A 2,752-nucleotide genomic window follows, 5' to 3' on the forward strand; every position below is an offset into this window, starting at 1 on the left:
TTGGATATTCCGCTGCAAAGGTCGCCACGATTCCGCTACAAAGTGCACCACGATTCCGCTGCAAAGTACACCACCCATTCCGCTTCAAAGTACACCAATTATTCCGCTGCAAAGGTCGCCACTTATTCCGGAGCAAAGTACACCACTTTTCTCCTGATTTAATACTTGTAAAGGACTGACATTCCGACACAAAGTGCACCACCTATTCCAGATCCTTTATCTCACTAAGTAGAGATTTAACCGTCATATAGCATAAGTTTGGTTTGTAATCAAAAAACCACTTGCAATATGGCAAATAAACCACTTAGTATGATTAAGATAAGACAGGTACTTTTATTTTTAGAACGTGGTGCTTCACAGCGTACCATAGAAAAAGAAGTTCGAATTTCTAGAAGGACAATTGCAGGGTATTTGCTGAAATTTACGCAAACAGGAGTTGATTTCAAAGAATTACTAAAGCGTTCAGATCAGGAACTTGAACAAATACTAGGTCTTTTAAAGCCTGTTGTATCGGAAGATACTGATCCCCGAAAAGTTCATTTTAATAATCTGATCGGTTACTTCAGCAAGGAACTTAATCGAACTGGTGTAACACGTCTATTACTTTGGGAAGAATATATTAAAGAATATCCTGAAGGTTTTCAATATTCTAGATTTTGTGAACTCTTACAAGATCAGGAGAAGGTAAACAATGCTGTGATGCATTTTGTCCACACTCCTGCAAAGCTGCTTGAAGTTGATTTTGCTGGGGATATGCTTCACTATGTGGATACTTCAACTGGTGAACTAATTGCATGCCCTGTATATGTTGCTATTCTTCCCTTTAGTGGCTATGGCTATGTAGAGGCCTTACCGGATGCAAAACTGCCTCAAGTAGTTAAAGCGTTGAATCATACCATTGAATACTTTGGAGGTGTTCCCTTGACTGTTAAATCAGATAACATGAGGCAATGGGTATCCAAAAGTTGTAAATATGAACCTGTATTTACTGATATGCTCGAGCAATGGGCCAACCACAATAATATCGCACTGCTTGCGGCTCGCCCGTATAAGCCCAAGGACAAGCCCTCTGTTGAGAATAACGTAAAGATTACCTATAGACGTATTTATGCTAGCCTACGTAATGATACTTTTCATAGTCTTACTGAACTAAACAAGGCCATTAGAGAAAAACTTGATTATCATCATCAGCTGAACTTTCAGAAGAAAGTATACAGTAGACTCGAGTTGTTTAAAAGCGAGGAAAAAACACTACTACAGCCCCTTCCAGAATCCCCATACAGTATCAGACATTATACCAAAGCAAAGGTTCAAAAGCATTACCATGTACTGGTGGGTGAAGACTGGCACTTTTATTCTGTTCCCTATCGTTACATTGGAAAAGAGGTACGCATTGCTTATGATCAGGATGTCGTGGAGATCTATTGCGATGCACAAAGGATTGCTGTGCATACTAGGAATTACACCAGCCATGGTTATACCAGTATCACGGAGCATATGCCCGAAAGACATCAGATCATTAAAAATCAACGTGGATGGAGTCCGGAATATTATCTCAAAAAAGCAGAAGAAAACGGCCCCAATACTTTTGAATTTTTCAAAAAGGTGATGAACAGTAAGCTGATAATTGATCAGTCTTATACTGCTTGTCTGGGACTATTGAGACTCATGAGTTCCTATGGTAACATTCGGATGGAAGCTGCATGTAAACGGGGCTTAAGAGGTCACAAATTTAGCTACGGTGTTATCAAAAACATCCTAGTGAATAATATGGATTTACTCGAAGAAGAGGCTCCTATCGAATTCCGTATCCCCGAGCACAGTAATATTAGAGGTCCTGAAGCTTATAATTAATCAACTTATAAAATCCTAATAAATGAACACACAAAACACATTAGAACAGCTCAAAGGTCTTAAATTAACAGGCATGGCTAAAAGGTATGAAGCTGCATTGTCACTTCCAGTACATCAACAAGAAGATGTCCATTCTCTCATAGCTATGCTTACTCAGGCAGAAGTAGAATACAGGGATTACTCCAGAACACAGAAGTACCTAAAAGCAAGTAAGCTCCGTTATCATGCCTTACCAGAAGATATCATTTGCAATACAGAAAGAGGTATTACCAGAGAACAGCTACTTAGGCTCTCTGATGGCATGTTTATAGAAAGGGGAGAAAATGTCCTGATAACTGGTGCCACTGGTTGTGGTAAATCTTTTATGGCCTGCGCCTTAGGGCGTAGTGCCTGTTTACTTGGTTACCGAACCCTATATTTTAGTATGAACAAGTTTATGGATGCCTTGACTCAAGTCAGACTTGATGGGACATACCTGAAGTGGATTAAAAGTATCTCCACAAACAAACTTCTAATACTGGATGATTTTGGGCTAAAACCGTTGAATAATGATGCCAGGATTGCGTTACTAGATATCCTCGAAGACAGGTATGGTATAGGATCAACTATGATCACTTCCCAGCTCCCAGTAGACACTTGGCATTCCTTCTTAAACGAGCCAACATTATCGGATGCTATTATGGACAGATTGTCAGCTTCTGCCCACAGAATTACACTAACAGGTAAATCTTTGAGATCTAAAAAAAATTATTAACTTTGAAAAATATCATCTTTACTTAGTGATGATAAAGGACGATTTGACTGGTGTACTTTGCTCTGGAATAAATGGCGCACTTTGTTGCGGAATCGTGGTGTACTTTGCTCCGGAATGGGTGGTGTACTTTCGTCGGAATATCTA

At 39.5% G+C, this 2,752-nt stretch carries 2 protein-coding genes; both read left to right on the forward strand.

The window, feature by feature from the left end:
* Window positions 1-288: 288 nt before the first annotated feature.
* A complete protein-coding gene (istA, locus tag EKM03_RS14840; protein WP_233584116.1) occupies window positions 289-1,854 on the forward strand; it encodes an IS21 family transposase in 1,566 nt (521 codons plus the stop codon).
* A gap of 22 nt (window positions 1,855-1,876) precedes the next feature.
* Window positions 1,877-2,608 (forward strand): IS21-like element helper ATPase IstB, encoded by a 732-nt coding sequence (istB, locus tag EKM03_RS14845; RefSeq protein ID WP_126456435.1) that lies wholly within the window; start codon window positions 1,877-1,879, stop codon window positions 2,606-2,608.
* Window positions 2,609-2,752: the final 144 nt, after the last annotated feature.

This window comes from Flavobacterium sp. GSP6 (assembly GCF_003984855.1).
In the GTDB taxonomy this organism is placed as follows: Bacteria; Bacteroidota; Bacteroidia; order Flavobacteriales; family Flavobacteriaceae; genus Flavobacterium.